We start from the raw sequence: 23,494 nt of genomic DNA on the forward strand, positions 1-23,494 counted from the left end.
TGTCACACTGGGCCCGCACGCGCACCCTCACGCCGCCCGACCCCAGGAGGCCCCCATGCTCTGGCCCGTCCCCGATGAGCACCACGCCGTCGCACTGCGCCGACTGTGGGACGGCAACGCCCGCTTCGTCGCCGGCCACCCCGAGCGTCCCCATCAGGATCCGGCCTTCCGCACCCGCCTGGACCGGGGCCAGGCACCCTTCGCCGCGGTGCTGGGCTGCTCCGACTCCCGGGTGCCGGTGGAGATGCTGTTCGACCAGGGGTTCGGGGATCTGTTCGTGATCCGCAACGCCGGGCATGTGCCGGGGTCCTCCACGCTCGCCTCGGTGGAGTTCGCGGTGGCGGAGCTCGGGGTGGACGTGGTGATGGTGCTGGGGCACGAGTCGTGCGGCGCGGTGGCCGCGACGGTGTCGGCGATGCGGGAGGGTACCGAGCTGCCGGCGGGCATCCCCGTGCTGGTGGACCTGGTGCGGCCGCATCTGTCCGAGGACGGCAGTGGCGATCCGGTGGTCCGGCACGTGTGCGGGACGATCGAGGATCTCCTGGAGCGTTCCCCGCTGGTGCGCACGGCCCTGGAACGGGGCGAGATCGCGGTGGCAGGAGCGGTCTACGCCCTAGACGACGGCACGGTGCGCCCCGTGTGGAGCCAGGATCGCGGCGCCCTCGAGTGAGCACCACACGATGCCACGCGGCGGCCGACACAACCATCCGGAACCCCGGACGACAGTCGGGCGGTCTCCGACCGGGGAGGCTCTGACTCAGAGGTTGGGGGTGCCGGACAGCACGACCAGCCCCGCCGCCAGCACCACCATCACCATCACGTCGAGCACCCGACTGCGCACGGCCAGCGCCCCCACCCGCGCCGTCGGTGCGACCAGTCGGATCACCGCGGCGTAGACCAACACGGCGGCGAGGATCAGCCCCCCGGCGGGAGCCCGTCCCGTCAGCGCCACCGCCACCGCCAGGGCCACCCCCACCAGGACCGACAGCAGCGCGGCCTGACGCCGCACGGCGGCGCCGAGGCTGCGAGGGTCACGGGTGGGTCGCACCGGACCATCGTAGGGGCGGAGCCCGGCGCGGCTAGGCTGGCGACGGCCGTCGACGACGACGCACTCATCTCGCCAGGAGGACACCCCGCCATGACCGAGACGACCCGCGCCACCCGCCGTGAGCATGACCTGCTCGGCGACCGTGACGTCCCCGCCGATGCCTATTACGGCGTGCAGACCCTGAGGGCGCAGGAGAACTTCCGCATCACCGATGTCCCGCTGTCGCATTTCCCGCGGCTGATCGTGGCCCTGGCCCGGGTGAAGCAGGCCGCGGCCCGGGCGAACCGGCGGCTGGGGGTGCTGGACGCGGAGCGCGCCGACGCCATCGAGCGCGCCTGCGAGGAGATCGCGGACGGCGCCCTCCACGAGCACTTCGTGGTCGACATGATCCAGGGCGGTGCGGGCACCAGCACCAACATGAACGCCAACGAGGTGATCGCCAACCGGGCGCTGGAGCTGCTGGGCGCCGAGCGTGGTGACTACACCCGCCTGCACCCCAACAACCACGTGAACCTGGGGCAGTCCACCAACGACGTGTACCCGACGGCGCTGCGCCTGGCGATGCTGCTGTCCTTCCCCGCCCTGGCCGACGCCATGGACGAGCTCATCGGGGCCCTGCGCGCGAAGGGCGAGGAGTTCTCCGACGTGCTGAAGATGGGCCGCACCCAGATGCAGGACGCCGTGCCGATGACGCTGGGCCAGGAGTTCCACGCCTGGGCCACCACCATCGAGGAGGACGTCGAGCGCCTCACCCGCACCGCGCAGTTGTTCCGCGAGATCAACCTGGGCGCCACCGCCATCGGCACCGGCATCACCTCCGACCCGCGCTACGCGGGGTATGCGGCGGAGGAACTGTCGCAGATCACCGGCATCCCCTTCGCGGTGGCCGCGGACCTGGTGGAGGCCACCAGCGACACCGGCGCCTTCGTGACCTTCTCCGGGGTGCTCAAGCGCATCGCGGTGAAGATCTCCAAGGTCTGCAACGACCTGCGGCTTCTCTCCTCGGGTCCGCGTGCCGGCTTCGCAGAGATCTCGCTGCCGGCGGTGCAGCCGGGCAGCTCGATCATGCCGGGCAAGGTGAACCCCGTGATCCCGGAGGTCGTGAACCAGGTGGCCTTCGAGGTCATCGGCAACGACCTCACCGTGACCTTCGCGGCCGAGGCCGGTCAGCTGCAGCTGAACGCCTTCGAACCGGTGATCGCCTTCAACATCCTGGAGTCGACGCGGATCATGACCCGCGCCATGCACACCCTCTCGCAGCGGTGTGTGGTGGGGATCCGCGCCAACCACGACCGGCTCGAGGAGTACGTGCGCTCCTCCATCGGCGTCGTGACCGCCCTGGTGCCCGTGATCGGGTACGCCTCCGCGACGGAGATCGCGCAGAGGGCGCTGGAGACCGGGCGCCCGGTCTCCGACCTGGTGCTCGAGGCCGGTCTGCTCGACGAGCGGCATCTGCGGGAGCTGCTCTCCCCCGCCTCCATGACGCAGCCGCACCGGGCGAGCCTCACCGGGACGGTGCCGGTGGTCGCACCCGCCACGGAATCCGGGGACGTCGCCCCGCCGGTGGCCGAACGGACCGACACCCCGGAGGACACCGCGAACGACACGGTGTGATCCGGGCATCAGGGACGCCCGTCGTGTGACGTGGTCGGCGCCCCACCGCGTGCCGCCCCGCTCCCCCCTGCCCTGAGGTCTACGGTGAGATTCGCGCGTCTCGCCGTCGATGGGGAACGGGAGGACGGGGCGGGCACCAGGGGGAACCGACGACATCTCAAGGAGTGGATCGTGGCCGCAGGCGACGAGTTCGACATGATCGTGCACGGCGAGCAGGGTGGTGGCCGGCAGCATCAGCAGGGGGAGGCACCGCAGGGTCGCCGCACCGAGCGCCGACCGGAGCGGCCGGGGCGCCGCCTGCTGCTCGGAGGGTCGGCCCTGGCCGTGATCGGCGTCGGGAGCTTCGCCGCCTGCCAGGCTGTCGGTGCTGGGGGCGGCGGATCCTCCGACGCCGGGGGCGGGCGACGGCGCGGCCGCACTGCGAAGGCCCCCGCGGCCACCACCCCGCCCCCGCCGGAGGTGGCGGCACTGACCGCTCTCACCGATGTCTCCGCGCAGGTTCCGGACGCCGGCAGCGTGGACCTGAGCGAGAGGCTCGGTCTTCCCCTGTCGATCCCGCAGGTGCCCGGTGCCCGCGGGCTCGATGCGGCCCTCGACATCTGCGTCTCCAAACTGCTGCGCGAGCGGCATGCCGCCGAGGGCCAGCCGGATCTGAAGGTCTCCGGCCGGATCGTCGCCTCCGGGCCGGGTCTGCTCGGCGCCCTCCTCGATGTCACCACCCCGGAGGGTTCCGCCCCGATCCTGGTGTGGCATCGCGCCGAGGGGGACCGGGCGTCACTCTCCCCCGCCCTGATCGCCGACGACCAGTGGGGGCCCTGCGCGACGCAGCCGTCGCGGCGGGCGCCTCCGTCTCCGGGCTGGACACGGCAGCACTCGACGGTTACCTGCAGCAGCAGCCGCGACCCTTCGGCAACGGCCCGACGATCATCCCGGTGAAGGACGGTTCCCTCACCCTGTTCTTCCCCGCCGCCGCGGTCTCCGGCTCCCGTGTGCCGAAGGTCGTCCGGATCGGGAAGGACGCCGCCGCCCCGCTGCTGTCCGACCTGGGCCGGGCCGCGATCGCGGCGCTCGCCACCCCGGCGGCGTGGGATCCGGCGGCGGTGACCGTTCCCGAGCCCGACTCCGTCAAGGGTGACCCAGTCTACGAGGTGCCCTCGGAGATCGGGCCGGGGGAACGGGCTCGCGAGAGCGACGGTGCCGGCCCGGCCCTGCAGCTGGCACCGCTCAGCGGCTCCGGTGTGGCGCCCTCGGCGGTCGTCGCCCCCGACGCCCGGCTGCTGCGCGCCGTCGCCCTGACCTATGACGACGGCCCCGCCCGCGGGTTGAACGAGGAGCTGCGCGGCCACCTCGACGAGCATCACGCGGCCGCGACGTTCTTCCTCATCGGCAACATCGTGCCGGGGCAGGAGGATCTGGTGGCCGCGACCTCCGCCGACGGACACGAGGTCGGCTGCCACTCCTGGACCCACCGCGACCTCGCGCGCACCGGCTCCGAGAAGCTGGAGAAGGAGATCGGGCACACCACCGAGGTGATCCGCGACGCGCTGGGCCGCCGCCCGCTGGTGATGCGCCCGCCGTACGGCGCCCGGGACAAGCAGGTCGACGAGCGCGCCGGTCAGGACGGGCAGAGCGTGCAGCTGTGGGATGTCGACACCCTCGACTGGCAGCACAAGAACGGTGACAAGACGCTACACGCCGTCACCTCGCAGACCCGTCGCGGCTCCATCATCCTCATGCATGAGATCCACCAGGCCTCGGTGGACGCCACCCCGCGGGTGCTGCAGTGGCTCGACGAGAACGACTACACCCTGCTCACCTGCTCCGAACTGGGGCAGAACCAGATGTGGGCGGGCAAGCACTACACCCACGGCCTGATCCGCGAGGCCTGAGGCCGGCCACCCACGCACGCAGCGGGGGCTGAGGGGAGACACCCCTCCGCCCCCGCTGCGTATAGACCGGAACGCGTTCAGACGGGAACGCCCAGCCGGCTCACTCGTCGGCCTCTTCCTTCTTGCCGCGCATGACGAGCTTCGGGTCGGGGGAGCCGACGACCTCGTGGTCCTTGCCCTCGTACTCGAACTGGCTGAGGAAGTAGCGCATCGCGTTGATGCGGGCGCGCTTCTTGTCGTTGGAGCGGATGATCGTCCACGGCGCGTACTTCTTGTCGGTCCGCCGGAACATCTCCTCCTTCGCCGCGGTGTACGCCTCCCACCGGTCGAGGGATTCGAGGTCCATCGGGGACAGCTTCCACTGACGCACCGGGTCGAGCTGGCGGATGGCGAAGCGGGTGCGCTGCTCCTTCTGGGACACCGAGAACCAGAACTTCGTGAGGTGGATGCCCGAGTCGACGAGCATGCGTTCGAAGTGGGGCACCTGGGTCATGAAGGTCTCGTACTGCTCGTCGTCGACGAAGCCCATGACGCGCTCCACCCCGGCGCGGTTGTACCAGGAGCGGTCGAACAGCACCATCTCCCCGGCGGTGGGCAGGTGCTGCACGTAGCGCTGGAAGTACCACTGGCCGCGCTCCCTGTCGCTGGGCTTGTTCAGGGCCACCACGCGGGCGGTGCGCGGGTTCAGGTGCTCGGTGAAGCGCTTGATGGTGCCGCCCTTCCCGGCGGCGTCACGGCCCTCGAAGATGATGACGGCCTTCTGGTCGTTGTCCTCCAGCCAGTACTGGAACTTCAGCAGCTCCACCTGCAGGCGGTACTTCTCCAACTCGTACTCCTCGCGGTCCATGCGCGTCTCGTACGGGTACCCCTCCTGCCAGGTGTACACCGGGTTGCCCTGCGGGTCGATGAGGTCGGGGTCCGGGGTGTGCCCGTCCTGCACCGAGTACCCCTCCTCGCGCAGGTGCTCGATGTACTCGCGCAGTGACTGGTTGTCGGGGATCTTCACGGGGCGCTCCTTCGGGTCTCGAGCGGCAGACCGATGCCGCTTCTCCAGGGTACGAGGCGGCCCCTGGGTCCGCACGGGGCCCAGGGGCCCGTCACCGTCGCCCGGTGATTCCCCCGTCGAGGCTCAGTGGGCGAAGTGGCGCGCCCCCGTGAGATACATGGTCACCCCGGCCGCGCGGCAGGCCTCGATCACCTCGTCGTCACGGATCGACCCGCCGGGCTGCACCACGGCCCGCACCCCGGCATCGAGCAGGATCTGCAGCCCGTCGGCGAAGGGGAAGAAGGCATCGGAGGCGGCCACTGCTCCGCGGGCGCGCTCGGCGCCGTCCTCGGCAAGGCTGTTGGCGCGCTCGACCGCGAGGCGGCAGGAGTCCACACGGTTCACCTGGCCCATGCCGACGCCGACGGCGGCACCGTCGGAGGCCAGCAGGATGGCGTTGGACTTCACCGCCCGCACGCTGCGCCAGGCGAACTCGAGGTCGGCGAGGGTCTGCGCGTCGGCGGGTTCCCCCGCCGCCAGGGTCCACTGCGCGGGGTCATCGCCCTCGGCCTGGTAGTGGTCGACGTCCTGGATCAGGGTTCCGCCCCAGATCTCCCGGATCAGCACCGGCGAGTCGGGCCGGCCCGTCACCTGCAGGATGCGCAGGTTCTTCTTCGCCTGCAGCACCTCGAGGGCACCGTCCTCGTACCCGGGGGCGGCGATCACCTCCGTGAACACCGGCGCCACCTGCTGTGCCATGGCGACACTCACCGGTCGGTTCACGGCGATCACCCCGCCGTACGCCGAGACCGGATCGGTGGCATGCGCCTTGGCGTGGGCGACGGCCACGTCCTCACCGTCGCGCGCGATCGCCAGGCCGCAGGGATTGTTGTGCTTGACCACCGCCACGCACGGCTGCGGGTGGTCGAACACGGCCCGCAGCGCGGCATCGGCGTCGACGTAGTTGTTGTAGCTCATCGGTTTGCCGCCCAGCTGCTCGGCACCCGCCAGCCCGGCGGCGCGGTCGTCGACGACGGCCAGGCGGGCCCGCTGGTGGGGGTTCTCCCCGTACCGCAGCGTGGCGGCGAAGCCCATCAGCTCGGCCTCGTCTTCGGGCAGGTCCAGCGGGTTGAGCTCCTCGAGGGCGCCGTCGTCGAGCTCGTCGTCCTCCACCTCGTCGGCATCGTCGACGAGGTGGTCCTCGTCGGCCCCGCCGTGCAGGGCCCCAAGGATCGCCAGCCGCGCCTGCGTCTCCTCCTCGCCCTCCTCGAGGGCCGACGCCGCCGAGGATTCGAGGGTCCACTCGGCGATGGCGTCGTCGTACCCGGCGATGCGGTCGAAGGCCACAGCCGACAGCAGCCGTCGCTCAGCCAGGGTGAAGCCACCGCGGGCGGCCGCCTCACCGGCGAGGGCGTAGTGGGCGGCATGCACCACCACGGCGCAGGAGGCGAAGTTCTTCGCGGCCGAGCGCACCATGGCGGGGCCACCGATGTCGATCTTCTCGATGATCTCCGCATCGGTGCCGCCGGCGGCGACGGTCTCCTCGAAGGGGTAGAGGTTCACCACCACCAGATCGATGGGGGCGATGCCGTGCTGCTCCAGCTGCTGGACGTGGGCCTCCTTGGTGCGGTCGGCGAGGATGCCGCCGTGGATGACGGGGTGGAGGGTCTTCACCCGCCCGTCGAGCATCTCCGGGAATCCGGTGGCTGCGGAGACGTCGGTGACGGGGATCCCGAGCTCGCGGATCGTCGCGGCGGTGGACCCGGTGGAGAGGATCTCCGCCCCGGCGCCGTGCAGGGCGCGGGCGAGATCCTCCAGGCCGGTCTTGTCGTAGACGGAGACGAGGGCACGGCGGATGGGCTGGCGGGACATGGTCCTCCTCGATCGGCGGTCGCGGCGCACCCAGGCGGACGATGCGCCGACGTGGTCACTCCCTGGTGGTCCTCCACCGTCGCCAGTCGTGTCCCCCCAGGGTAGCGGGAGCGGGGATCGGTCCGTGCGGTGCGACGGTTCTCAGGGGGTCGCGCCCAGGCGACGGGCGAGGGTGTCGACGGTGGCGGGGAGCAGCTCCCGTTCGACCTGTTTGATGCGTTCGTGGAGGCTCTCCTCGGTGTCGTCCTCGGCGACCTCCACCGCCCGCTGCGCGAGGATCCGACCGGTGTCCACCCCGGCGTCGACCTCGATCACCGTGGCCCCGGTGACCTTCACCCCGTGGGCGAGGGCGTCCCGCACCGCGTGGGCACCGGGGAACGACGGCAGCAGCGCGGGGTGCGTGTTGAGGAGCCGCCCGGGATGGGCCTCCAGCAGCGGCGCCCCGACCAGCCGCATGAACCCGGCGAGCACCACCAGCTGCGGATCATGCCGGGCGACCTCCGCGGCGAGCGCCCGGTCCCAGGCCGCACGGTCGGGATGGTCGGTCAGGCGCACCACCGCGGTGGGCAGGCCGGCCCGGCGGGCGTGCTCCAGGCCGGGGGCATCGACGTCGGCCACCACGGCCACCACCTCGTAGGCGGCGTCGGGTCGGCGGGAGTCGGCCAGCAGCGCGGCGAGGTTGCTGCCGGTGCCGGAGATCAGGACGGTCACACGGGTTCTGCTCACACCCGGAGCATACGAGCGGGCCGCGGTCCCCCGGCACCCACCCCCTGGGTGTCCGCCGCGTAACCTGGTCGTGACGGGCGGCCGAACACTGCGCGACCTGTGCCCGCCGGGTCCGTTCCCCGTACCAGGCCGTTCCTACAGTGACGACAGACCCCCCACCACGACTCACCCGACCGGACGAGGTGCACGGCACGACATGAGAGTCAGCGTCATCGGCTGCGGATACCTGGGAGCGGTGCACGCCGCGTGCATGGCGGAGAACGGCCACGAGGTGGTGGGGGTCGATGTGGATCCTGCCCGCATCGAGCGCCTGGCCGCCGGGCGGGCCCCCTTCGTCGAGCCCGGTCTGCCGGAGCTGCTCGCCACCCACGTGGGTTCGGGGCGTCTGCGGTTCACCACCCGGATGGAGGACGCCGCCGACGCCGAGGTGCATTTCCTCGGGGTGGGCACCCCTCAGCGGGCCGACGGCGCCGCCGCCGATCTGAGCTACCTGGAGGCGGCGGTGAGGTCGCTGATCGACGCCGTCGCCGAGCGACCGGGGACACGGCCGCTGGTGGTGGGGAAGTCGACGGTGCCGGTGGGGACCGCGCGGCAGGTCGGGGAGCGGTTGCGCGCCCGCGGCATGACTCTGCTGTGGAATCCGGAGTTCCTGCGGGAGGGTCGCGCCGTGCAGGACACCCTCGCCCCGGATCGTCTGGTGTACGGGGTGCTGGAGCCGGGGCAGCAGGACGAGGCAGTGGCGATCCTCGACGCCGTCTACGCCCGGCAGCTGGCCGACGGGACCCCGCGGATCGTCACCGGGGCGGAGACCTCCGAGCTGGTGAAGGTCGCCGCCAACTCGTTCCTCGCCACCAAGATCTCCTTCATCAATGCGATGGCGGAACTGTGCGACCGCACCGGGGCCGACGTCACCGTCCTAGCTGACGCCATCGGCATCGACGAGCGCATCGGGCGGAAGTTCCTCCATGCCGGCATCGGCTTCGGCGGCGGGTGCCTGCCCAAGGACATCCGGGCGTTCATGGCCCGCGCCGGGGAGCTCGGCGCCAGCGACTCCCTGTCGTTCCTGCGGGAGATCGACCTGATCAACGCCCGTGCCCGGCAGCATGCCGCCGACCGGGTCTCCCGTGCCCTGGAGGGTGTCCTCACCGGGCGCACCATCGCCGTGCTGGGGGCGGCCTTCAAACCGCTGTCGGATGACATCCGTGACTCCCCCGCCCTGGCGGTGGCCAACAAACTGGCGCTGCGGGGTGCGACGGTGCGGGTGACCGACCCGGCCGCGATGGACCACGTGCGTCGGGAGTTCCCGGTGCTGCGCGCCGTGGACGATGTCGAGGAGGCCGTGCGCGGTGCCGACCTGGTGTTCCTGGGGACGGAGTGGCCGCAGTTCGTGCAGCTGGACCCGGTGGCGACCCGTGAGCTCGTCGCGCAGCCGATCGTGGTGGACGGTCGCAACGCCCTGGACCCGCGCACCTGGCGGGATGCCGGGTGGGAGTACATCGGCACCGGTCGTCCCTGAGATCCCGTCCCTGACAGCGCCCGCGCGACCGCGGGGGACAATGGAGGGCATGAGCCCCTCCGAGCCCGCATCCCACCCTGTCCGTGACGACTCCGTGCCGCGGTCGCGGGGCACGCTGCGGCTGCTGTCGGTGCTGCTGCTGGCCGCATGGGTGAGCATGCTGCTGCCGCTGCCGTATTCGCTGCTCGCGGGTCTGATCGGCCTGGCCGCGCTGGTCGTCATGATCATCGCGGTGGTGCAGACCTGGCGGGAGGGCCGCCGGCCCCTCGCCACACTGACGGCGCTGCTCGGGGTGCCGGTGTGCTTCATGCTGCTGGCGGGGTCGGCCCTCAGCATCGCGTTCTACAGCCCGATGAAGGAGCTGGAGGACTGCCGCGCGGAGGCGCTCACGGAACAGGCCCGCACGCAGTGCGATGAGCAGGCCCGGGAGAGTTCAGCGCAGTGGGTCGGTCGTCTCCTCGGCGGCTGATCCCTGGTCGCGCGGCGGCTGCCCGCCGCGCTCGATCTGCTCGGCCCGTTCCACGCGCCGCCGCAGATCCTCCAGCCCCGCCCGGCCGCGGTCCACGAGGCCCAGCCGGTCAACGGCGATGACCGCCACCGTCGGCAGCACACACACCGCGAGCACTGGCAGCACCAGGTCGGTGGCCCGCGGGCCCACCTCGGCGAGGCGGCCGGCGCCGATGCTGCCGGCCGACAATCCCGCCAGCAGCTGGATCCCCAGGGCCAGCAGCAGCGGGTAGGCCACCCAGGCACCCCACCGCTCCCGAGGTTCCAGGTCGCGGGTCTGCCGCACCAGCAGCACCGCCCCGAGCGCCACCACTGCGGCGGGCAGCAGCACCAGGGCGCGCACCGCCAGGGGGTGCTCGCCCGGGTCCGGCACCGCGGCCAGGAGCGGCAGAGCGGGCATCACCCCCGTGCTGGAGGCGCCCAGCGTCTGCAGGGTGCCGGTGCCGAGCGTCACCGACCCGCCGCACAGCACCACCAGCGCCCACACGCCGAGCGTGGGCAGCAGCGCCAGCTGCAGCAGGATCAGGACCACCCCGCCCACCGGCCCGGGGGCCAGGGCGTCCGTGAGGGCCACCACGCGGGGCGCCGCCACCAGCAGCAGCACCGCCATGGTGAGCATGCCCAGGGCCGTGAGTCCGGCGGCGCCGACGGCGAGCGCCCGCGCGACCGCCCCGACGGGGGTGGGCAGCAGCGCCGGAGTGGCCGGGGCCGCACGGCCGTCGCGGCGCGGCCGCGCCAGGGCCAGACCGATCCCGGCCAGACCGCCGACCACGGCCACCAGTGCGCCACTGACGACGGCGGACAACACCACCGGCCGCACCAGCGGATGCTGAGCCACGGAGGCGATCGCACCGAGCAGCCCCGCATACACCGCGGTGTACCCGGTGAGGGCCGCCCCGGCGTCACGCAGCGCATGGGGGCGCAGGTGACCGCCCTCGACCAGCCCCAGCGCACGGCCCAACCGCAGCAGCCGCTCCGCGCTCACCGCCAGCATCACCGCGGTGAGCCCGAAGGGCGTGAGGGTCATGGCGCCGTCCACCACACCGGTGGAGACGACGAGCCCGCCGCCGTGCCCGAGGATCGTCGCGTGGATGCCGAGCAGCAGGGCGTCCAGCACGGTGGCGGTGGAGCGGCTGCCGGCGATCTGCGCCGCCAGCGCCGGCACCACCGTCAGGGCGAGCACCGTGGCCACTGCGATGAGCGCCGAGACGGCGCCCTGCATCAGCGGGGACGCACTGTGGGGGACGTTGCGGTTCACCAGGCCTCCGTGCACGGGGAGATCCCGGGGGAGCCCGGGACCGCATCCCATGCTCGCACCCGAGGGCACCGAGGGCGGGTGCAGGCGCGCCGGGGCGGGGCAGGTGCGGCACAATGGTAACGATGCCCGCGCCCGCCTCCGCCCCGTCCTCCCCGCCGATGCTGCACGTGCGCACGGTGCGCCTCGAGGCACCGGTCGCCCTGCGTGAGCGGATCCCCGCCGACCCCAGCGGCGTGTGGCTGCACCAGGGTGAGGGGCTGCTCGCCGTCGGCGCCGCCGCCGAACTCACCGCCACCGGTCCCCAGCGTGCCGGCCGCCTGGCCGAGGACTTCCGCGCCCTCGCCGCACGGGCACGGGTCGAGGACGCGATGCGAGTGCGCGGCAGCGGCCTGGTGGCCCTCGGGTCCCTCAGTTATGCGGCCACCTCGCCGCGCCCGTCGCGCCTGGTGGTGCCGCGAGCTCTGCTGGGGGTGCGCGACGGGGAGGGGTTCCTCACGGTGATCTCGACCGACGGCCCGGTCACGCAGATGCCACCGGTGGACCGGGTGTTCCCGGTGCGCGCGGTCGCCGCCGACGCCGAGCGCCTCATCGACCTGGAGCCGCACCTGACCCCCGATGAGTACCAGTCGGTGATCGCCGAGGCCATCGAGCGGATCCGCGCGGGCGCGGTGCAGAAGGTGGTGCTGTCGGCGACGATGTCGGCCCGCAGCCGGTGCCCGATCGTCCTGGGTGATGTGCTGGCGCGCCTGGCTGATCGTTTCCCCTCCACCTGGGTGTACCGGGTGGGCGATGTGCTGGGGGCGAGCCCGGAGATGCTCGCCGCTACCGAGGCCGGCGCCCTGCGCAGCCGGGTCCTGGCGGGCTCGCGACCCGTGGAGGACGACGCGCCGCTGGCGGAGGCCGACCGGCGCGCGTTCCGCCACGACGCCAAGGAGCGTGCCGAGCATGCCTTCGCCGTGGCCTCCGTGGTGGAGTCGCTGGAGCGCATCGCCGTCGAGGTGCAGGCCCCGGCGGAGCCGTTCGTGCTGCGTCTGCCGGGTATCGAGCACCTGGCCTCCGATGTCACCGCCCGCCTGCCGCAGCACGTCTCCAGCCTCGAGGCAGCAGGGGTGCTGCATCCCTCCGCGGCGGTGTGCGGGACCCCGCGGGCCGCGGCGGAAGAGGTCATCTCCGCCCTGGAGGGTCTGGATCGCGGCGGGTATGCGGCGCCGGTCGGGTGGATGGATGCCCGCGGTGACGGCCAGTGGGCGATCGCGCTGCGGATGGGGCATGTGGTCGATGCGCACACCCTGCGCCTGCAGGCCGGCGGCGGGGTGGTCGCGGCCTCCGATCCCGTGAGTGAGCATGCAGAGGCGCTGGCCAAGATGCGGCCGGTGCTGCGGGCACTGCGCGACTGACGGGGCACGCCTGACGCGCGTCTGAGACGCGCCCGACCCTCGGGGTCAGCCGTCGGCCCCGAGCCTGACGGGGAGTTCCTGGACCTCGCCGTCGCGCACCAGCGTGAGCCGGTGGTCGCTGTCCGGGGTCATGCCGCGGATCACACCGGTGAGGGCTGCGGCGCCGTCGACCGGGACGTCATCGACCCGCAGGATCACATCGCCCTGTCGCACCCCCGCCGCGGCGGCGGCCTGCCCGTCCTCCACGGTCCGCACCCGGGCGCCGCGCGCCCCGGCCCCGCCCACGGTGGTCTCGGCATCCTCGGCGACGACCCCCAGTCGGGCATGCCGCGCAGGGCCCCCGGCGATCAACTGATCGGCGATGCTGAGGGCCGTGGCGGAGGGGATGGCGAACCCGAGGCCGATGGACCCGGCACGCTGCTGCTCGTCGGCGAACGAGGCGATGGAGGAGTTGATGCCGATGACGGCCCCGGTGGCGTCGACCAGCGGCCCGCCGGAGTTGCCGGGGTTGATGGCGGCATCGGTCTGGATCGCGGAGGTGTAAGCGGTGGCGTCCCGCTCCCCCGTCACCACGGGGCGGTGGAGGGCGGAGACGATGCCGGTGGTGACGGTGTTCTGCAGTCCCAGCGGGGTGCCGACGGCCATCACCGGCTGCCCGACCTGCACGGCGTCGGAGTCACCGAAGGTGGCGACGGTGAGGTCCGACGGCGGGTCCTCCAGACGCAGCACGGCGATGTCGGTGGAGGGGTCCTGGCCGACGATGCGCGCCTGATAGATGCGGCCGTCGGCGAGGGACACCGCGACCTCACGGGCCCCGTCCACGACGTGGTTGTTGGTGACGATGTTCCCCTGGTCGTCACGGATCACCCCGGTGCCCTGGCTGGTGCCCTGCGGCAGCTCGGCGGTGATCGCCACGGTGCTGGCGGACACCTCGGCGGCGACCTGCTGCCAGTCGGGGTCGGTGGTGGTCCCGTCGGCGGGACGGGAGGCGGTGTCGGCGGTGCGTTCGTCGCTGCGGTCCGCCGCACGGTCCCCGGTGGGGGCCTCGGCGGTGGTCCCGGGCAGCAAGCGCTCGACGGCGGTGTCCCCGACCAGGGTGAGCCCGGAGCCGAGCAGGGCCGCGGCCAGGGCGAGGGCTCCGGCGCCGCACCACCCGGGGCCGCGGCGGGTGGGGGCCGGAGCCTCAGGGGCGGGACGCAGCAGATGGATGTCGTGGGGCTCCTGACCGGGACCGGGGGCGGGGTACGGGGCGCTCATGAATCCTCCCTGACGCAGAGCAGTCGGCGGCGCGGCGCGGGGTCGGTGAGCGCAGCGGGCAGGTCGGTGGCACGCAGCGTGCGGGACGGGACCCCGAGGGCCTGCGCCGCCGCGGCGATGTCCGTGCCGTGGGGGGTGGTGAAGAAGCGGCGCACCAGGGCGGCGGGGGCGGCGGCGTGTTCGAGGCCGGCGAAGATCCGGCCCCCGTCGTCGTCGACCACGATCACGTCGAGAGGTGGCTGCTCCTCGTCGGGGCCGATGATCAGCCCGGTGAGGTCGTGCAGGGCGGTGAGGTCCCCGACGAGCACATGCACCCGTCCGGGGGCGTCGCGACGGGCGAGTGCCACTCCGGTGGCGGTGCTGAGCAGGCCGTCGATCCCGGCGACACCACGGTTGGCGAGGACGGTGGCTCTCGTGGGTCCGGCGCTGCGTTCGAGGTCGCGCACCAGGCTGCTGGAGCCGAGCACCAGCACGTCCTCCGGCCCTGCGGCCTCCCACACGGCGAGGGCCGCCTGAGCCTGCCACGGCAGGGACCCCGGGCCGGTCCCGTCGGCGGCGAGCCGCCGCCACTGCTGTGCGAAGTCCCGCTGCGCCTGCGCCATCTGAGAGCCGGGGGCGACGGGCTCCACGGCGGGCGCCACCAGGCGGGCGCGTCGGGCGGCATCGGGCCACGGGCCGGTCGGGTCGACCACCACCACGTCGACCCGCGGATCGCCGAGGAGTCCCGACACCACGGGCCGCGAGAGGGTGGGGCGACCGAGCACGAGCACCCGGTCGGGGCGGGCCGGGTGCTCCTCCCCCGCCAGGACCTGCGGCAGCAGGGTCGGGTAGGTGGGGATCAGGGCCGCTCCTCGGCGGGCACCCGAGGCGGGTTCGGCCAGCAGCGGGAGGTCGTGGGCCTCGGCCAGACGGGCGGCCTCGACCCCGGCGCCATCACCGGCGACCAGGACGGTGCGGCCGGTCACCTCCACCGGCACCGGCTCGGGCGCGGAGGCGGGGATCCGGCGCGTGAGGGTGAGGGCGGGTGCCGACGGGTCGTCGGCACCGACGGGCGCGGACGGCACCAGGGGGTCGCGGAAACCGAGGTTCAGGTGCACCGGCCCGGCCGCGGCGCCGATCTCGCCGCGCGCAGCGGCCACCGCTCGCGCGGCGGTGCCGACGACGGTGCGCAGGTGTGCCGCCTCGGCGCGGTCGGCGGCGGGGGCCGGCAGATCGGCGGCGAACCGCACGGCGTCGCCGTACAGGCCCACCTGGTGGACGGTCTGGTTGGCACCGGTGTCGCGCAGCTCCGCAGGACGATCGGCGGTGAGGGCGAGCAGCGGCACGCGAGCGTGGTGGGCCTCGAGGATCGCGGCGTGCAGGTGCGCAGTGGCGGTGCCCGAGGTCGTCACCACCGCCGCGGGATGCTGCGGCGCCCCGCGGGAGAGCCCCAGGGCGGTGAAAGAGGCGGCGCGTTCATCGATCCGCACGTGCACCCGCAGATCCCGGGCGAGGTCGGGGGCGGCGAGCGCATGCACCAGCGGGGCCGAGCGGGAGCCCGGGGACAGCACCACGTCGCGCACCCCCAGACCGATCAGCGCCCGCCACAGCACGATCGCGGCGTCGACCGCCCCGGAACCGGTGGGGGCGGCGGGGCGGATGGTCTCGGGTGGGGCGGCGGTCACGTGCTCAGGCTAACCGGGCGGCGCAGTCGGTGAGGCGGTGCTGCCAGTACTGGCCCACCTCCGGGTCGGTCGGAGACTCGACGGTCTCCGGTGCGAGGGGGGGCCGGGTGACCGGCAGCTCCCCCGCGGTGGGGACGAGCCGGTCGTCGGTGGCGACGACATCCGTGGTGAGCAGACTGCCGGTGCCGAGACCACAGGCGTACGGCAGCTCGGGCAGGGCGGCGGCGAGCGCCAGTCCGGCCGACAGCCCGATGCTGGTCTCCACGGCACTGGAGACGACGACGGGCAGGCCGGCCTCGGCGGCGAGGTCCAGGCAGCGCTGCACTCCGCCGAGGGGCTGCACCTTCAGCACCAGCACGTCGGCGGCGCGGGCGCGGGCCACCCGGAGCGGGTCCTCGGCGCGCCGCACCAGTTCATCGGCGGCCACGGGCACGTCCAGCCGGGAGCGCAGCTCGGCGAGGTCCTCCAGCGCCGCGACGGGCTGCTCGACGTATTCGAGACCCCCGGCGGCGCGGTCCAGCACGGGCACCGCCCGCAACGCCTCCTCGAGGGTCCAGGCGGCGTTGGCGTCGATGCGCACCCGGCCTCCGGGGCCGAGGGCGTCCCGCACGGCGGCGACGCGCTCGACGTCGGCCTCCAGAGAGGACCCGGGGTCGGCGACCTTCACCTTGGCGGTGCGGGCGCCGGACTCGCGGACGATCCGCTGGGCGCGCTGCGGGTCGACCACGGGGATGGTGGCGTTGACGGGGATCGTGGTGCGGCGCGCCGCCGGCCGGGCCGTGGTCGCGTCCTCGAGGGCGGCGCGCAGCCAGGCGGCGGATTCGCCGGCGTCGTAGTCGCGGAACGGGGAGAACTCCGCCCAGCCCGCGGGGCCGTGCAGGAGCACGCCCTCGCGCACGTCGATCCGCCGGAAGCGGGTGGTCATCGGGATCGAGAACGCGACGGCGCGGTCGATGCCCCGGTCGCGCAGCGGAGCGGGAATGCGCATGGTCCCATTGTCGCGTCGGGCCGGTCTCCTGCGCGGTCGGGTCCGCCGCTAGCCTGACGGCATGAGTGAGCACAGCGCACCCCGGATCTCCGACACCTTCGACCCCGCTGCGTGGCGGGAGGTCAGTCCGGGTGAGTACGGCGGGGAGCCGTTCACCGACGTCACCTACCACCGCGCGGTGGACGTGCCCGCGGTGCGCATCGCCTTCGACCGTCCCGAGGTGCGCAACGCGTTCCGTCCCCGCACCGTGGATGAGCTGTACCGGGCGCTGGATCACGCCCGCCTGGACACCACCGTCGGCACGATCCTTCTCACCGGCAACGGCCCCTCCCCCAAGGACGGCGGTTACGCCTTCTGCTCCGGCGGGGACCAGCGCATCCGCGGCAGGAGCGGCTACGAGTACTCCGAACAGGAGGATTCGGCCGATGTGCGGCAGCGCTCCGCGGGCCGTCTGCACATCCTCGAGGTGCAGCGCCTGATGCGCACCATGCCGAAGGTCGTCATCGCCGTGGTCAACGGCTGGGCGGCCGGGGGCGGCCATTCCATGCATGTGGTGGCGGACCTGTCGATCGCCTCCCGGCAGCACGCCCGCTTCAAGCAGACCGACGCGAACGTGGGCTCCTTCGACGGCGGCTACGGTTCCGCGTACCTCGCGAAGCAGGTGGGACAGAAGCGGGCCCGCGAGATCTTCTTCCTCGCCGAGGAGTACTCCGCGCAGGAGGCCTACGACTGGGGCGCCGTGAACCGCGTGGTGGACCACGACCACCTGGAGCAGGAGGCGCTGGCGATGGCCGCGACGATCGCCACCAAGTCCCCGCAGGCGATCCGCATGCTGAAGTTCGCCTTCAACCTGGCCGATGACGGCCTCATGGGACAGCAGGTGTTCGCCGGGGAGGCGACCCGTCTGGCCTACATGACGGAGGAGGCGCAGGAGGGCCGCGACGCGTTCCTCGCCAAGCGCGAGCCCGATTGGAGCGCGTTCCCCCACCCCCAGTGACGGTCACCCCGGTGCGGGTGCGCACCGGGCGGTGTGTCGGAGACGCGGTTCCCCGGATCCGCGTCTCCGACTTTCGTCGGGGGTGCCGTCGCTTCCGATCCGGGCCGTCCGACAACAAGGCGGTCGATCGACTCCGCAGTAAGACGTGCTGACCTGCAGCTTCGGCAAACGCTCGTTGAGTGATCACTCCACCACCCCTGTGGTGAGTGACGCCCTTCACACGCACTGCGCGATGGTTGATCTCATCCTTTCGCACCAGTACGGTGTGCGCATCGCCGCAGATGTCTGTTTTGGGCTTAATGCCCCCTTCTCGTGGAGTCGGCGAGGCCTCCACGAGGCAGGCACCGAGGAGGAGCCGTGCACACCGAGACCACCCCCACCATCAGCCGCCGCGCCATCGCCCGCGGCGTCGCCTGGGCCGCCCCCACCGCGCTGATGGCCACGGCCGCTCCCGCGCTCGCCGCCTCCCGTCCGACGGCCACCACCGTGACCCCTCACAGCTACGAGTTCCGCTACTTCTGGGAGTCCGGCACCTCGCTCTCCTGCCGCACCTCCGGCGGGTACATCAACACCGAGGCCTGCACGCCGAGCGGTGGCCCCACCACCACCCTCGGGAAGAAGGACGGCGACTGCCGCCGCGACCCCAACACCTCCATCGGGATCTGGTTCGAGGCGGCCACCAGCGCGACCGTGCGTGTGGAGTCGGTGACGGTCACCTACACCTTTGGGCTGACCCCGTTTCGTAGGTCCAGTCGTTATGAGAGTCGTCCTGTTGCCCGCGGTCGCGGGCAGGGAGACTGGTCAGATCATGACGAACAGCAGGAAGCGTCACACCCCCGAGCAGGTCGTCCGTAAGCTCGGGCAGGCCGACAGGATGCTCGCCGATGGTCAGGACGTCTCGGCGGTGTGCCGGGAGCTCGGGGTGTCCGAGCAGACGTACTACCGGTGGCGGAACCAGTACGGCGGCCTCAAGGCCGACGACGCAAAGCGCCTGAAGGAGCTGGAGAAGCAGAACGCGACCCTGAAGCGTCTGCTCGCGGAAGCAGAGCTGGAGAAGGCCGCGCTCAAGGAGCTGGCTGAGGGAAACTTCTAAGCCCGGACAGGCGCCGCGCCGCCGTCGATCACCTCAAGCGCAAGGTGCGGGTGAGCGAACGGATGGCGTGCCGTCTGGTCGGGCTGAGCCGCTGCGCGTACCGGCGACCGCTCAAGGGCGACACGGTCGCGGACCCGGATCGGGCGCTCAGGGAGTGGCTGCGTGCCTGGGCGAAGGACCATCCCCGCTACGGGTATCGGCGGGCGTATCACGACGCCCGCGCCGAGGGGTGGGTGGTGAACCACAAGAAGATCCAACGCCTGTGGCGTGACGAAGGGCTCCGGGTCCCGCAGCGGCGTCGACGCAAGCGCGTCGGGTCCTCGACCGTCGACGCGCCGACGGCGGACGCGCCGAACGTGGTGTGGGCGGTGGACTTCCAGTTCGACGCCGACGAGCACGGACGACCGATCAAGATAGTTGAGTCCCGGATAGTGGTGTAACCCTCCCCGGTGGCCACGACCATCTTCGAGACGGACGCGGTCACCGTGGGAGCCTTCGAGCGAACCTTCCACAGCACTCTCGAAAGGACATCACCACGATGACCGCTCCTCATATTGTCGACCCTGAACGGCTGCTGCGCGAAGCTCTCGGGGAGGCCTCTCCCGATCTGTTGCGCCACCTGCTGCAGACCGTGATCAACGCACTGCTCTCCGCCGACGCTGACGCGGTCTGCGGGGCCGAGTACGGCAAGCCCTCCGAACACCGGACAGCGCAGCGCAACGGCTACCGCCACCGACCCCTGGACACCCGCGCCGGCACGATCGATGTGGCCATCCCCAAACTCCGGGCCGGCACGTACTTCCCCGAATGGCTCCTCGAGCGCCGCAAACGGGCCGAGTCCGCGTTGATCACCGTGGTCGCGGACTGCTACCTGGCCGGGGTCTCGACCCGGCGCATGGACAAGCTCGTACGTCAGCTCGGCATCGACTCGCTCTCGAAGTCCCAGGTCAGCCGGATGGCACAGGAGTTGGACGAGCACATCGAGGCTTTCCGTCACCGGCCGCTGGGCGAGGCCGGCCCGTTCGTGTTCCTCGCCGCCGACGCCCTGACCATGAAGGTGCGTGAGGGCGGGCGTGTGGTCAACGCGGTGGCCATGGTCGCCACCGGGGTCAACGCGGACGGGCGCCGCGAGGTCCTCGGGCTGAGGGTGGCCACCACGGAGTCCGGGGCGGGGTGGAACGAGTTCTTCGCGGACCTGGTGGCCCGGGGGCTGGCCGGGGTGGCACTGGTGACCTCGGACTCCCATCGCGGCCTCGTGGAAGCAGTGGCGGCGAACCTGCCCGGGGCCGTGTGGCAACGCTGCCGCACCCATGACGCGGCGAATCTGATGGCCGTGACCCCGAAGAGCATGTGGCCGGCGGTGAAGGCCATGCTGCACAGCGTGTACGACCAGCCCGACGGGCCGGCCGTGCACGCCCAGTTCGAGCGCCTGTTGGACTACGTGCAGGACAGGTTGCCCGCGGTGGCTGGGCACCTCGATGCAGCACGGGAGGACATCCTCGCGTTCACCTCGTTCCCGAGGGACGTGTGGTCCCAGATCTGGTCGAACAACCCTGCCGAGCGGCTGAACCGGGAGGTCCGGCGCCGCACGGACTCGGTGGGCATCTTCCCGAACCGGGATGCCGTGGTGCGTCTGGTCGGGGCTGTGTTGGCCGAGCAGACCGATGAACGGGCCGAAGGCCGCCGGTATCTCGGCCTGGAACTGCTCGCCCGGTGCCGTGAGCCCCTGACCACGGAGCAAGAGACCGTGATGAGCACGGAGGTGATGCCGACCCTGCAGACCTGACAGGTACAAGCCCCCTACAACCTCGAAGACGGTTACACCACTTCCAGGGACTTGACCGATCAAGATCGGGACTGCTGAAGGTTCGGTTGACACTTCGGGTGTGGTGGTTCAGGCCGCTTTCGTCGGCCAGTAGATGGTCTCAAACTCGACCGGTGTCGTCTTTCCAAGGGCGCGCTGCCGGCGTCGGCGGTGGTAGGTCCGTTCGATCCAGGTGACGATCGCCAGCCGCAGCTCAGCGCGGCTGCTCCACCGGCGGCTGTTCAGGACGTTCTTCTGCAGGAGGGCGAAGAAGGACTCCATCGCGGCGTTGTCCGCGCTGGAGGCCACCCGTCCCATCGACCCGACCAGTCCGGCCCGGTGCAAGGCGGTGACGTAGGGCCGAGCACGGAACTGGCTGCCCCTATCGGCGTGCACCACGCAGCCGGTGACCTCGCCCGGGCCGCGGCGGGCGACGGCCATCTCGAGGGCGTCAACCGCGAGGGCGGCCGGCATCCGGTCGTCGATCGAGTAGCCGACGATCCGGCGCGCCCACACGTCCTTGACCGCGCACAGGTACAGCTTCCCCTCGGCGGTGGCGTGCTCGGTGATGTCGGTCAGCCACAACCGGTTCGGGCCTGTCGCGGTGAAGTCCCGCTCGACGAGGTCATCGTGCACGGGCGGGCCCGGCTTCTTCCACCGGCCACGAGTGCGGGCGTGGGCGGAGACGATCTGTGCTTGGGAGCAGATCTTCCACACCCGCCGCTCCGAGATCTCGTGCCCGGCCGCGGCGAGCTCGTCGGCGATGAACCGGTACCCGAACCCAGGGTCGTCACGGTGGACCTCGAACGCGGCGTTCATCGCGTAGGCGTCGACCAGGTCCCGCTCGCTGACCGGGTCGGCGCACCAGGCATAGAACGCCTGGGTCGAGAACTTCAGCACCCGGCAGGTCACCGTCACGGGGATCCCGTCGACGGCAAGGTCACGGACCAGCGGGTAGGTCATTTTGGGCTCTGACCCAGCCTCAAGTTCGCCTGCGACAGGTACGCCGCGGCGCGGCGCAGGACCTCGTTCTCCTGCTCCAGTAAGCGGATCTTCTTCCGCGCCTCGCGCAGCTGCTCGTTCTCGGCCTTGGTCACGCCGGGACGGTGGCCGTCCTCGACATCGGCCTGATGGAGCCAGTTGCGTAGGCAGGACTCGGAGATCCCGAAGTCCTTGGCGAGCTGAGCGATCGGGGCCTCGCCACGACGGGCGACCGCGACCACGTCGTCACGGAACTCCTTGGGGTGTGCTGCAGGCATGTCGACATCCTTCCAGCGGGGACCTCATGTCCCCACAGATCAGGTGTCAACCGAACCTTCAGCAGTCCCCTCATGCGGCGATGAACGCCGCCGCCGCGGAATCGGCAGCGGGCAGGCTCCGACCTGCCGACGCTCCCCGCTTCATCAACGCCACCCTGGCCCCGGCATTCGCCGCCACAGACTGACCTCGGCCAGCCGGGGCGGCGAATCTTAGCCCTGTTAGACGGGGCGGACGCAGGAGCACTGCCCAGCGATGAGAGTTCCCTCTGCCGCCGTGTCACTCCCACTAGGTGATGGTGCTCCGGCAGGCTGCAAAACAGCAGTGCGGCCGGTGTCTGCATCGACGTGATGCTCGGGCGGGGTGGCCATGTCGGTCGCTGGGGTCGGCTCACCTCGCCAGAGCAGTGGTGCTGCGATCGCGCCGATGAGGGCAAGGGCACCGAGGGTGATCCAGGCGGGTCCGAGGCCGGAAGCGGTGCCGATCCACCCGGCGATCGGATAGGTGATGAGCCAGGCCAGGTGCGACAGGGAGAACTGCGCCGCGAACGCGGCCGGCAGGGCCGGGGCGTCCACCGAGGCGCGAATGACCCTGCCGGTGGGGGTGATGATCAGTGCCATGCCTGCGCCGATGAGCACCCAGATCGGTGCAGTGACCGCCCACGAGACGATGCCCACCAGGGTCATGGTGATCGCGGCAAGTACGCCGACGACGAGTACGGTGGCGCCGGTGAGCATGACCGGTCGGTCGGAGATGCGGTCGAGGACCTTCGGCAGAGTCAGGGCGACGATGAGGGTGCCACCGCCTGAGGCGGCGAGCATCCAGGCGACCTCGGATTCGGAGCCGCCGAGCACATCGCGGACGTAGTTGACGGTGTTGACGACCACGATCGACCCGGCCGCAGCCACCACGAGATTCAGGGCGAGCACTCCGCGGAGCCGGGGTGTGGCGCCGAAGGTGCGGATGCCCGAGGAGATGCGGTCCCAGACGCGGGTCTGCCCGCTCGGGGACGCATTCGGGATCCGAGTGGACAGCACCAGCCCAGCGGAGACGATGAACCCGACCGCGGTCCCGACGAACAGCCAGTTGAACGTCATGAACGTCAGTGCGACGGCAGCGAGCACGGGACTGAGCAGACTCTCCATGGTCGAGGCGACCTGAGATGCCGACAGCGCGCGCGTGTACTGGGACTCCTCGGTGACGATATCGGGGATGACGGCCTGGAACGTCGGGGTGAACGCCGCAGACGCCGCCTGGAGCACCCCGACGAGGACGTAGATCTGCCACACCTCGGTCACGAACGACAGCACCAGCACGACTCCGGCACGCACGATGTCGAGCAAAGTCAGGAAGGCCCGCCTGGGCAGCCGATCCGCGTAGGCCCCGGCGATAGGGGCGATGACGACGTACATCACCATCTTGATCGTCAACGCGGTCGCCAGCACCGCACCCGCGCTGGGGCCGGCGAGCTCGTAGGCGAGCAGGCCAAGCGCGACGGTCGCAAGCCCGGTGCCGAACAGAGCGATGATCTGCGCACCGAACAGGTGCCGGTAGTCGCGAATCGCGAAGAGTTTCATGGGGTGCCTCCCAGGCGTGTGATCGTTGCTCGTGCTCCACTCACC

19 protein-coding genes, 2 pseudogenes and 1 riboswitch are annotated in these 23,494 nt (G+C 71.9%); of the genes and pseudogenes, 11 read left to right on the forward strand and 10 right to left on the reverse strand.

Features of this window, described 5'->3' with window-relative positions; all coding sequences use genetic code 11:
• Positions 1-55: 55 nt before the first annotated feature.
• Positions 56-670 (forward strand): carbonic anhydrase, encoded by a 615-nt coding sequence (locus JSY14_RS04320; RefSeq protein ID WP_259557535.1) that lies wholly within the window; start codon positions 56-58, stop codon positions 668-670.
• An 87-nt stretch (positions 671-757) separates the two neighbouring features.
• Here the strand turns inward: JSY14_RS04320 and JSY14_RS04325 are convergent, their stop codons facing one another.
• Positions 758-1,048, reverse strand: coding sequence for a DUF3017 domain-containing protein (locus JSY14_RS04325; RefSeq protein ID WP_259557537.1), 291 nt, complete (start codon positions 1,046-1,048; stop codon positions 758-760).
• A gap of 90 nt (positions 1,049-1,138) precedes the next feature.
• Here JSY14_RS04325 and JSY14_RS04330 point away from each other — a divergent pair, with 90 nt between their 5' ends.
• The 3 genes from JSY14_RS04330 to JSY14_RS04340 all read left to right on the forward strand — a co-directional run bounded on the left by JSY14_RS04330 (position 1,139) and on the right by JSY14_RS04340 (position 4,551).
• Entirely contained in the window at positions 1,139-2,662 is a 1,524-nt protein-coding gene (locus JSY14_RS04330; RefSeq protein WP_259557538.1) for an aspartate ammonia-lyase, read from the forward strand.
• 171 nt (positions 2,663-2,833) lie between these two features.
• On the forward strand, positions 2,834-3,598 hold the full coding sequence (locus tag JSY14_RS04335) for a hypothetical protein (protein WP_259557539.1): 765 nt from the start codon (positions 2,834-2,836) through the stop codon (positions 3,596-3,598).
• Positions 3,599-3,900: 302 nt separating this feature from the next.
• Positions 3,901-4,551, forward strand: a complete 651-nt coding sequence (locus JSY14_RS04340) for a polysaccharide deacetylase family protein (RefSeq protein ID WP_259559548.1) — start codon at positions 3,901-3,903, stop codon at positions 4,549-4,551.
• Positions 4,552-4,651: 100 nt separating this feature from the next.
• On the opposite strand, the gene ppk2 is transcribed toward JSY14_RS04340, so the two are convergent.
• From ppk2 to purN, 3 genes are all read right to left on the reverse strand, one after another.
• Positions 4,652-5,557 (reverse strand): polyphosphate kinase 2, encoded by a 906-nt coding sequence (ppk2, locus tag JSY14_RS04345; RefSeq protein ID WP_259557540.1) that lies wholly within the window; start codon positions 5,555-5,557, stop codon positions 4,652-4,654.
• Between the two features lie 123 nt (positions 5,558-5,680).
• Positions 5,681-7,408, reverse strand: a complete 1,728-nt coding sequence (gene purH, locus JSY14_RS04350; RefSeq protein ID WP_259557541.1) for a bifunctional phosphoribosylaminoimidazolecarboxamide formyltransferase/IMP cyclohydrolase — start codon at positions 7,406-7,408, stop codon at positions 5,681-5,683.
• Between the two features lie 21 nt (positions 7,409-7,429).
• A riboswitch (ZMP/ZTP riboswitch) is annotated at positions 7,430-7,508 on the reverse strand.
• 41 nt (positions 7,509-7,549) lie between these two features.
• Entirely contained in the window at positions 7,550-8,134 is a 585-nt protein-coding gene (purN, locus tag JSY14_RS04355) for a phosphoribosylglycinamide formyltransferase (RefSeq protein ID WP_259557542.1), read from the reverse strand.
• 196 nt (positions 8,135-8,330) lie between these two features.
• Between purN and JSY14_RS04360 the strand changes: the two genes are divergently transcribed.
• Entirely contained in the window at positions 8,331-9,650 is a 1,320-nt protein-coding gene (locus JSY14_RS04360; RefSeq protein WP_259557543.1) for a UDP-glucose dehydrogenase family protein, read from the forward strand.
• Between the two features lie 49 nt (positions 9,651-9,699).
• Positions 9,700-10,119, forward strand: coding sequence for a hypothetical protein (locus tag JSY14_RS04365; protein WP_259557544.1), 420 nt, complete (start codon positions 9,700-9,702; stop codon positions 10,117-10,119).
• Here the strand turns inward: JSY14_RS04365 and JSY14_RS04370 are convergent.
• On the reverse strand, positions 10,084-11,415 hold the full coding sequence (locus JSY14_RS04370) for a cell division protein PerM (protein WP_259557545.1): 1,332 nt from the start codon (positions 11,413-11,415) through the stop codon (positions 10,084-10,086). The genes JSY14_RS04365 and JSY14_RS04370 overlap by 36 nt on opposite strands.
• Positions 11,416-11,537: 122 nt before the next feature.
• On the opposite strand from JSY14_RS04370, the gene JSY14_RS04375 reads away from it, so the two are divergent.
• Complete coding sequence (locus JSY14_RS04375; RefSeq protein WP_259557546.1) at positions 11,538-12,812, forward strand: isochorismate synthase; 1,275 nt, start codon at positions 11,538-11,540, stop codon at positions 12,810-12,812.
• A gap of 45 nt (positions 12,813-12,857) precedes the next feature.
• Here the strand turns inward: JSY14_RS04375 and JSY14_RS04380 are convergent, their stop codons facing one another.
• From JSY14_RS04380 to JSY14_RS04390, 3 genes are read right to left on the reverse strand one after another with little or no spacing between them, the layout of a single operon-like run.
• Entirely contained in the window at positions 12,858-14,069 is a 1,212-nt protein-coding gene (locus tag JSY14_RS04380; RefSeq protein ID WP_259557547.1) for a S1C family serine protease, read from the reverse strand.
• Positions 14,066-15,733, reverse strand: coding sequence for a 2-succinyl-5-enolpyruvyl-6-hydroxy-3-cyclohexene-1-carboxylic-acid synthase (menD, locus tag JSY14_RS04385; protein WP_259557548.1), 1,668 nt, complete (start codon positions 15,731-15,733; stop codon positions 14,066-14,068). The genes JSY14_RS04380 and menD overlap by 4 nt, the downstream gene beginning before the upstream one ends.
• A gap of 4 nt (positions 15,734-15,737) precedes the next feature.
• Complete coding sequence (locus JSY14_RS04390; protein WP_259557549.1) at positions 15,738-16,721, reverse strand: o-succinylbenzoate synthase; 984 nt, start codon at positions 16,719-16,721, stop codon at positions 15,738-15,740.
• Between the two features lie 61 nt (positions 16,722-16,782).
• On the opposite strand from JSY14_RS04390, the gene JSY14_RS04395 reads away from it, so the two are divergent.
• From JSY14_RS04395 to JSY14_RS04410, 4 genes and pseudogenes are all read left to right on the forward strand, one after another.
• Entirely contained in the window at positions 16,783-17,718 is a 936-nt protein-coding gene (locus JSY14_RS04395) for a 1,4-dihydroxy-2-naphthoyl-CoA synthase (RefSeq protein WP_259557550.1), read from the forward strand.
• Between the two features lie 357 nt (positions 17,719-18,075).
• Positions 18,076-18,573 carry a hypothetical protein gene (locus tag JSY14_RS04400; protein ID WP_259557551.1) on the forward strand — a complete coding sequence of 166 codons (498 nt, stop codon included), beginning with the start codon at positions 18,076-18,078 and terminating at the stop codon, positions 18,571-18,573.
• Positions 18,527-19,227: pseudogene (locus JSY14_RS04405) on the forward strand (transposase); the annotation flags it as partial. The gene JSY14_RS04400 and the pseudogene JSY14_RS04405, both read left to right, overlap by 47 nt.
• A gap of 122 nt (positions 19,228-19,349) precedes the next feature.
• The gene (locus JSY14_RS04410; protein WP_259557552.1) at positions 19,350-20,597 is read left to right on the forward strand and encodes an IS256 family transposase; all 1,248 of its coding nucleotides are present in this window, start codon (positions 19,350-19,352) and stop codon (positions 20,595-20,597) included.
• A gap of 108 nt (positions 20,598-20,705) precedes the next feature.
• On the opposite strand, the pseudogene JSY14_RS04415 reads toward JSY14_RS04410, so the two are convergent.
• Together JSY14_RS04415 and JSY14_RS04420 are read right to left on the reverse strand one after the other, a co-directional pair.
• Positions 20,706-21,874, reverse strand: a pseudogene (locus JSY14_RS04415) (IS3 family transposase).
• A 219-nt stretch (positions 21,875-22,093) separates the two neighbouring features.
• Positions 22,094-23,449 carry an MFS transporter gene (locus tag JSY14_RS04420; protein ID WP_259557553.1) on the reverse strand — a complete coding sequence of 452 codons (1,356 nt, stop codon included), beginning with the start codon at positions 23,447-23,449 and terminating at the stop codon, positions 22,094-22,096.
• Positions 23,450-23,494 lie beyond the last annotated feature (45 nt).

The sequence above is a fragment of the Brachybacterium sillae genome (assembly GCF_025028335.1).
Classification (GTDB): Bacteria; Actinomycetota; Actinomycetes; order Actinomycetales; family Dermabacteraceae; genus Brachybacterium; species Brachybacterium sillae.

Coding starts and splice junctions, on each gene's coding strand:
- JSY14_RS04365 (WP_259557544.1), top strand. CDS start 9,700: ATGAGCCCCTCCGAGCCCGCATCCCACCCTGTCCGTGACGACTCCGTG.
- JSY14_RS04390 (WP_259557549.1), bottom strand. CDS start 16,721: ATGCGCATTCCCGCTCCGCTGCGCGACCGGGGCATCGACCGCGCCGTC.
- JSY14_RS04420 (WP_259557553.1), bottom strand. CDS start 23,449: ATGAAACTCTTCGCGATTCGCGACTACCGGCACCTGTTCGGTGCGCAG.
- JSY14_RS04380 (WP_259557547.1), bottom strand. CDS start 14,069: ATGAGCGCCCCGTACCCCGCCCCCGGTCCCGGTCAGGAGCCCCACGAC.
- JSY14_RS04320 (WP_259557535.1), top strand. CDS start 56: ATGCTCTGGCCCGTCCCCGATGAGCACCACGCCGTCGCACTGCGCCGA.
- JSY14_RS04395 (WP_259557550.1), top strand. CDS start 16,783: ATGAGTGAGCACAGCGCACCCCGGATCTCCGACACCTTCGACCCCGCT.
- JSY14_RS04360 (WP_259557543.1), top strand. CDS start 8,331: ATGAGAGTCAGCGTCATCGGCTGCGGATACCTGGGAGCGGTGCACGCC.
- JSY14_RS04410 (WP_259557552.1), top strand. CDS start 19,350: ATGACCGCTCCTCATATTGTCGACCCTGAACGGCTGCTGCGCGAAGCT.
- JSY14_RS04375 (WP_259557546.1), top strand. CDS start 11,538: ATGCCCGCGCCCGCCTCCGCCCCGTCCTCCCCGCCGATGCTGCACGTG.
- JSY14_RS04330 (WP_259557538.1), top strand. CDS start 1,139: ATGACCGAGACGACCCGCGCCACCCGCCGTGAGCATGACCTGCTCGGC.
- purH (WP_259557541.1), bottom strand. CDS start 7,408: ATGTCCCGCCAGCCCATCCGCCGTGCCCTCGTCTCCGTCTACGACAAG.